At 62.4% G+C, this 7,010-nt stretch carries 10 protein-coding genes and 1 pseudogene; 1 reads left to right on the top strand and 10 read right to left on the bottom strand.

Annotation, left to right across the window (positions count from 1 at the left end; genetic code table 11):
- The 10 genes and pseudogenes from BP858_RS12280 to BP858_RS10960 all read right to left on the bottom strand — a co-directional run.
- A pseudogene (locus BP858_RS12280) lies at positions 1-112 on the bottom strand (type II toxin-antitoxin system HicB family antitoxin); the annotation flags it as partial.
- An 82-nt stretch (positions 113-194) separates the two neighbouring features.
- Positions 195-941 carry a proteasome assembly chaperone family protein gene (locus BP858_RS11000; protein WP_074174965.1) on the bottom strand — a complete coding sequence of 249 codons (747 nt, stop codon included), beginning with the start codon at positions 939-941 and terminating at the stop codon, positions 195-197.
- The gene (locus tag BP858_RS10995; RefSeq protein WP_074174964.1) at positions 923-1,090 is read right to left on the bottom strand and encodes an RNA-protein complex protein Nop10; all 168 of its coding nucleotides are present in this window, start codon (positions 1,088-1,090) and stop codon (positions 923-925) included. The genes BP858_RS11000 and BP858_RS10995 overlap by 19 nt, the downstream gene beginning before the upstream one ends.
- A 6-nt stretch (positions 1,091-1,096) precedes the next feature.
- On the bottom strand, positions 1,097-1,876 hold the full coding sequence (locus BP858_RS10990) for a translation initiation factor IF-2 subunit alpha (RefSeq protein WP_286879498.1): 780 nt from the start codon (positions 1,874-1,876) through the stop codon (positions 1,097-1,099).
- A 7-nt stretch (positions 1,877-1,883) separates the two neighbouring features.
- A complete protein-coding gene (locus BP858_RS10985) occupies positions 1,884-2,072 on the bottom strand; it encodes a 30S ribosomal protein S27e (protein ID WP_014867365.1) in 189 nt (62 codons plus the stop codon).
- Positions 2,073-2,079: 7 nt separating this feature from the next.
- On the bottom strand, positions 2,080-2,358 hold the full coding sequence (locus tag BP858_RS10980; protein ID WP_014867366.1) for a 50S ribosomal protein L44e: 279 nt from the start codon (positions 2,356-2,358) through the stop codon (positions 2,080-2,082).
- Between the two features lie 28 nt (positions 2,359-2,386).
- Positions 2,387-3,043 (bottom strand): DNA replication complex GINS family protein, encoded by a 657-nt coding sequence (locus BP858_RS10975; RefSeq protein ID WP_145916346.1) that lies wholly within the window; start codon positions 3,041-3,043, stop codon positions 2,387-2,389.
- Between the two features lie 3 nt (positions 3,044-3,046).
- On the bottom strand, positions 3,047-4,162 hold the full coding sequence (locus BP858_RS10970; protein ID WP_074174962.1) for a DNA primase small subunit domain-containing protein: 1,116 nt from the start codon (positions 4,160-4,162) through the stop codon (positions 3,047-3,049).
- On the bottom strand, positions 4,159-5,730 hold the full coding sequence (locus BP858_RS10965) for a tRNA uridine(34) 5-carboxymethylaminomethyl modification radical SAM/GNAT enzyme Elp3 (protein ID WP_286879501.1): 1,572 nt from the start codon (positions 5,728-5,730) through the stop codon (positions 4,159-4,161). The genes BP858_RS10970 and BP858_RS10965 overlap by 4 nt, the downstream gene beginning before the upstream one ends.
- Before the next feature lie 3 nt (positions 5,731-5,733).
- Entirely contained in the window at positions 5,734-6,000 is a 267-nt protein-coding gene (locus BP858_RS10960; protein ID WP_014867370.1) for a UPF0058 family protein, read from the bottom strand.
- Between the two features lie 68 nt (positions 6,001-6,068).
- Here BP858_RS10960 and BP858_RS10955 point away from each other — a divergent pair, with 68 nt between their 5' ends.
- A complete protein-coding gene (locus tag BP858_RS10955; RefSeq protein ID WP_286879497.1) occupies positions 6,069-6,941 on the top strand; it encodes an ADP-ribosylglycohydrolase family protein in 873 nt (290 codons plus the stop codon).
- The last annotated feature ends 69 nt before the right edge of the window (positions 6,942-7,010 follow it).

The following is a 7,010-nucleotide window of genomic DNA, read 5'->3' as shown; positions in this document are numbered from 1 at the left end:
CGGTTGCAAAGACCCCGGGAAGTCCCGGAACCTCTCCGTAATACGGTTCGGTATCCTCGATGATTTCGTAGTTGGCGTGTTCGAGTGCCGCGTTGATATACTCAAGGATCATGGCACATTTCTATGGGATTGGCCCCGCATATAGCGTTTCGCTTTCCCTGGTCAAGCGGGATCGTGACTGCTACTATTATGTTTTACCCGATATAATTCAATTCTTCCCGGCTCTTGGCCTCTTCGGCCTCCCGGATCTTCTCGATCGCCTGCTCCATATCCTCCGCACGCTCCTGCAGGGAGGTATGGTCGACCTCGATCCCGAGCAGGCCGCAGAGGACCCCAAGAAGACTGTCGGCGCTCTTCGGGTCGACGATATACCCGCTCGTCTCACCCATCAGGCAGATCCCCTCGATCCCCCGCACCTCACCAAGACCAAGCAGGAGTCCCGACGCCCCCACGATCACCCCGCCCGTCCCGGCGTTCTCAAACGACCCCCCGGCCGCCTCCACCTCAGGCCGGAGCTGCTCCATATTGACCGCCGAAAGAACCCTCGGGTTCTCGACCAGGTGGCCGACGCCGTAGCCCCCGAGCGCATAAATCCGCTGGACACCCAGGTCTTCGGCGATATCCAGGTAACTCTCGGTCAGGATATAGTGCCCCTCTGCCGAGGTGCTCTGGAAATCCCCCACGAGAAAGAGGATCGCCTTCCCGTCCTTCTCACAGCGGTAGATCTCGTTGCAGACGAGCTGGGTGACGCCCCGCTCGTCAACGACCACCTGCGGCGGGAAATGGAGCGAGTAGATCTCCGCTATCAGCTCGCCCCCAAGCTCGTCGATAAGGTGGTCGGCGACCAGTTTCCCCACATGCCCGATGCCGGGCAGCCCCTCGATCAGGACCGGTGCCTCGATACCATCTTCCCGAAAAAAGTTCACGGTGACGTTGTCCATCTGCGTACCACCCTCCTGTAACTTCCGTATCTATCCTCTGGCGAAAAACGTGCCGGATGAGCCGGCCGTGTCGGCCGGCCGCAGACCGGGCAGACCAAAGAGAGCGTGTATCGCCGGTCCTGCGGGCAACTGCGGATGCGGTTGCTCATGCTCTCTTATCCGGCCTTCTGCTTCCGGATAAATTTGCCGGACCCGCCCGCCCGCTCAACCACGCCGACAGCGGCATTCGCCGCCTTCTCGATAGCCTTCTCAGCCAACTTATAGTCGGGCGCGGTCACTTTTATCCGGTATTTCGGGGCCCCGATGTAGATCAGGTCGATCTCGACATCCTCGATCTTCGGCTGCGCACTCCGGAGCGCCCGCCTGATCACGTTGACCCCGTCGGGGCGGGGCGACATCAGAACAAGATGCCCCGTGATCGTCACCCGGGGAACCTTCACGTTATCGTGCGCGATGGTGATGAGCGACTCCCTGATCCGCTCATCGAGTTTCAGCCGCTCCGCCGCCTCACCGCCGGTGGTGACGATATCCTCGAACGCCGGGTAGAGCAGACCGTATTCATGGTATATGGCCTCATCAATGACCCCCCGGTCCACTCCCGTCGCCTCGGCGGCGAACCCGACCCACTTGGTGGCCTTCTGCTCGTTCTTCCACTCGTGGATCTTCTCGCGCCGCTGGTGTTCGTTAACGTCTTTAAGCGAGAGATCAATGTGGCCACGGCTCGGGTCGACATTCAGGACTTTGCAGACGACCTTCTGTCCTTCGCGTATGTAGTCCCGGATATACTTAATCCAGCCCCGTGCTATCTCGGATATCGGTATGAGCCCTCTTCGCCCGTTGTACTCATCCAGGGTCACGAACGCCGCAAAATCCTTGACGTCCGCGACCGTGCAGACAACGAGTTCTCCGTCCTCGGGCCACTCTCTCTCATGCATACAATAATCACTCAAGTACTGCCAGTATCTCAGCCTTTATATCAGCTTTCCCGCCGCGGGGCTCTGCGAGGAGACGCCCGCAGACACTGCATTCCACAACGGTACTTGCCTTCTCAAAGACTATCTGTTCATTCTCACAGTCGGGGCACTTAACCTTCAGGAAAGCGCTCCTATTCTCTCTGTTCAGCCGGACCATAATAACCTCACTCCGTCAGTTCAAATTTACCAGCCCGGAATCCCGGCCGGAGATGTGCCTTCCCGCAGACCGTGCACCGGTATCTCACGTTGATCTTCTTCGTCGGCTTGTCGCCGCCGGGCACCTTGCTGAACTTGCCCATGTTGCCCACGGTGCTCCTGCGCGCCTTCTGGCGGTCGATCCAGTTGAAGTGGCGTACCCGGCCCCTCTTCACCCTCACGACCTCATGAACCTGGTGGTTCCTGCAGAATGGGCAGTACGTCCTGAATTTTGATGGCATCTTCATGATAATAGCCTCTATTCGAGTACCTATATTACTTGTTAAGCCTGATATTTAAGGCTATGTCGCGCTCGCAGAGCACATCTGCATTGTTTTCCGGCAGGGTGACGATATCCCCCTGCTTCAACGCATAGACCCTCCCGTCCACCCCCATGAACGACTCCATATCAGAGCGGATGTACACAAGGGCGTAGGGAGACGTGATGGGGCGGGGAGCAGCGGCGGCCGGCTCCGGCCCGGCAGCGGTCTCGACCGGCTCGTCGATCGAATCCACGGCCGCAGCACCGGCGCCGCCGAAAGGATACTCCTCCCCGTGGACGAGCGCTTCCCGGCAGCCCTCGATGGCGTCGATGACCTGCGCGTACATCGCCCGCTCCGCCGGGAGCATCTTCTTGGCCTCCTCCCTGTCGAAGTACTGCCCCTCGATCTGCTGGAACGCAAGATCGAGGATCTGCCGGGTCCGGAGCGAGAAGATCTCCTGCACGGTATCGGTGATGCTCCCGATCTCCTCGATGACCAGGCTCCCCGCCCGGCTCTCGAGCGGGTTTTCAAGGCCGTAGTAGTCGGCCTTGAGTTTCTCGATATACTCCCGGGCATCCTCGTAGAGACCGGGCTCGATATAGGAGAGCCTGCCCGTGTGGTGCATATCAAGCAGCGTCTGCCGCAGTTTCTCCAGGAAGTCGCCGGCCACGCCTCATGCACCCCCTGCGATCTCTGCTACGTTGCGGCAGCAGAGGAAGACCGCAAGCGCCTCGGGCACGCTCACGGTCCCGGCTTTGAGCGCGTAGGTATTCCCAAGCAGTGAGGTGGTGAAGTCCATCTTCAGGTCCACCCGCACCTCCCGCTCATCGAAGACCACCGCATCGACGAGCGGGTCGAAGTCGGCGAAATCCCTGATATCAAGCGGCACCACCCGCATACCGCTGCCGCCGTGCAGCGACCCCGGCGCCCGGATCAGGCGCTTGATATCGGTCGTGACCGGTTCGTCGGCACGCGCCCCCGCGTCCCTGACCCGCTCCTCAAATCCGGGCGAGGCCATGATCGCCCGGACGACCCGGTTCTGCAGGAGCGTGCCGGGGCTCTTCGTACGGAGGGTATCGAGGCCCAGAAGGAACTCCTGGCCCGCCCGCTTGCCGATCCCGTCAAGCTCCCCGACATACGCCGTCGCCTCTGCCGGGTCAAGACCCGCAAGCCAGGCGAGGTGGTCGCGGAGGGCGCCCGCGTAGCGCCGCCGCCACCCGGTGGGGGGAGCGCGGGGAGCGAGCACCACGGCCGGGTCAATCCCAATACCGCAGACGTAATCGATGATCTCGCGCCGTTCCGGGCTCCCCCAGCCCCGGACAGCGATGTCGGTAACATGGACGTGGTAGCCACGGCCCCCCGAGAAGGCGATCCTGATGTGGTTTTTGGAGAACCCGAGTTCTTCGATCAGCATCCCGAGCAGTTTTTCGGTCTCCTCCTTGACCCGCGCAAGCATCATCGCGTAGGGGCCGCGGACGATCTGGTCGGCGTCAAGGTCGAAGATCAGGTCGGCGCCGGCCCAGTGCTTCTCGCTCATCGTCGGCGCCGACGGTGTCTGGTAGTAGGCGGTCGAGTAGTAGACATGGGCGGGCACCAGGTTCTTCACGTAGGCCTCGAGTTCCTGCGGGTCCATAAACGCCATGTGCCGCCGCATCCTGACGTCGGACGTGGTATCAAAGAAGACAAAACCCCATTCGCGCTGCTCAAGGGAGGACGGAACGATGAGATTCTGCCTCCGGTAGTACTCCATGAACCTCTGCTTCACAAACTCGAGCGTCGCGGGCTTCATACAACTGTCTTGATCATATATGGCCCCACTCGTTCATATCCCTGTTTCCTGTAGTAGGGCCGCACCCCGACACCGCTCATCACCGCGAGCCGCGCAAAGCCCTGGTCACGGGCCTCCTCCTCGGCGCAGGAGAGGAGCCGGGCGCCGAAACTGCGGTGCTGCCACTCGTCCCCCTCCGCCGGGGTGCTGAGGGGGACCACGCTCCCGTAGACATGGAGCTCGCGCAGGAGTGCCGCACCGGAAAGTTCCTCGCGGAAGGGGCGGTGCGGGAACCGGAGTCGGGCAAACCCGACAAGGGCATCCTCAGAGCCCGCCTGGATGAACCGTTCCTCCCCGCCGCATGACGCGTAGGCATACGTCGAGACCGCCACCTCCTCCGGCGCGGGCGTCCTGCCGACCTCCCGGCACCTGATGCACCGGCACCGCAGTCCCTGCTCACAGAGGCGGCCCCCGGCAAGCTGCCGGAAGTTGCTGTGCCGGGAACCGGCGACGATCAGTTTTGCCGGGATGTCACGCTGGATGCGCTGGAGACGGACGTACTCGGGGAGAAGCGATTTTCCATAGGCTACAAGGTCGATCAGTTCGTCCTCGGAGTAGGGGCGGTAGTCGCCCCGCTCCCAGAGCGCCTCGATCTCAGAGCCTGGCGTCACCAGGGTCGGGTAGATCTTCAGAAAGTCGGGACGGAACCGGGGATCGGCGAAGAGTTCCCGAAACATCCTTCGATCGTCCTCCATGCTCGCCCCGGGGAGGTTCGGCATCATATGGAACCCGACCTTCAGCCCGGCGTCGCGGAGGAGGCAGTTCGCCTCGACTGATTCCGCGACCCCGTGGCCCCTCCGGTTGTAGTCGAGGATCCGGTCGTCCAGGTGCTGGACGCCGAGCTCCACCTTGGTCACCCCCATCCCGAGCATCCGGTTGATGTGCTCCTCCCGGCACCAGTCAGGCCTCGTCTCGAACGTGATCGCGACGCACCTGACCCCGGAGCGCTCGTTCGCGGCAAAGATTGCGTCCAGGTCCGGCTTTGCCGCCGGGACCCCGGCCCGGGGGTAGTCGTTCATCGCCTGCACCGCGGCACCGACGAACCACTCCTGGTACTCGACCGGTCGGGCGGTCATCGTCCCGCCCATCACGATCAGCTCCGTCTTGTCGACGTGGTGGCCGAGCGCCTCAAACTGCCCGAGCCGTGCCTGCACCTGGTCGTAGGGGTCGAACGCGTGCTCCCGGGCCCGGAGCGCCGCCGGTTCCTCGCCCGTGTAACTCTGGGGGGAGGCGAACGGGTGCTCCGGCCCGCCCGGGCAGGGCAGGCATTTCCCGTGAGGACAGGGGTGGGGTGAGGTCATCACCGCGACAGGCGCCACACCGGAGAGCGTCCGGGTGGGTTTCACGAGGAGGAGCGGGCGGAGGAGCTCGCGCTCCTCCGGGGCGGCTGCGGCGAGAATCGCGGAGTTTTTGGGCATATCGGCGCTGTATTCCCGGCAGACCGCAAGCTTGATCCGCTGGATGTCAGGGTCGGGCCCCGTAGAAAAGATGCGGGAGATGATCTCCCGGAGTATCCCGGTATCGTTCATCATTTAGTGTTCGGTCATAACCCCTTCGGAACGAACATCATGCTGGTGCCCGATGTAGGGGTTATGGTGGGATCTGATATGCTGGACGACCTCGCCCCCGAGGGTCAGAATAGCTTTTTTATGCGAGATCTTATTCTTATGGATATGGACCGGTGAGATGTGGAGAGCATTATACTGGTCGGTCGGGACCTCCTCCCCGGTGGTTCCTTCATAATACTTTTTAATGTGGACTAACAGCATGTGTAGATGGAGCAGCTCTTCTTTTTGCACGATATCACCTTTTCCTCGAAGAATACTACTGTCCGCGGGTAAATATATTTTATTGGTGATCTTTTTATATGAATGAGATGCGGGCGGTCGGAGCGTTTATCGGGCTTGCAATCGGGGATGCTATGGGCGCGCCCCTGGAAGGCCTTCCGCCGCGTTCGATTGCCGTAACGGAGATGCTGGGCGGCGGGATTCACAACACCCTCCCGGGGCAGTACACCGACGATACCCTGCAGGCGTCAGCCCTCGCCGGGACCCTCATCCAGTGCCGGGGATTTGATCCCGAAGACTTCGCAGGGCGCCTGGTCCGGGTATACCGGGCCCATCCCGAGTTCTTCGGGCCGACGTCCCGGGCCGTCCTCGATCTCATCGAGAGCGGTCTCGGCCCCGAGGCTGCCGCGGCCAGGGTGCATGAGGCACGTGGAGGGAGCCGGAGCAACGGGAGTGTCATGCGCGGGATCCCGGTCGGCATATTCTATCCCCCGGAGGAGGTACGGGCGGCAAGCTTTGCCGCGTCCCGCGTCACGCACTTTGACCCGGCAGCCGGTGAGGGGTCTGCGTTCGTCAACCGGATGGTCAGCGGGATGTGCCGGGGAGAGGAGGCGGATGCAGCCTTCGAGGAGGCACTTCGCGCCTGCAGGGATGCGGAACTAAAGGATCTGCTCGGGGACTACCGGGCCTACCCGCCCGAGCCCTCGCTCGACGCCGTCCTCTGCACCCACTGCGCCGTCAGGGTCTTTCTGGAGGCATCATCGTTCCGGGAAGCCGTGATTGCGGCGGTCAACCTCGGGGGCGACGCCGATACCGTCGGCGCCATCACCGGCGGCCTCGCCGGGGCACGCTGGGGGCATGAGGCAATCCCGGAGTCATGGTTATCGGCGCTCCAGGACCGGGGGGAACTCCTCGATCTCGCTCGAAGGCTCTGGTCGGCGAGCAGGGTGTAGTGGCGCAGTGCGCCCAAATTTTCCCCTGAAAATCGCGCAGGTTTGGCGAGTAGGGCGTTTCAGGGAGTT

The organism is Methanoculleus sp. UBA413, assembly GCF_002502935.1.
Lineage (GTDB): Archaea > Halobacteriota > Methanomicrobia > Methanomicrobiales > Methanoculleaceae > Methanoculleus > Methanoculleus bourgensis.
This window is presented reverse-complemented; position numbering and strand designations above follow the sequence as displayed.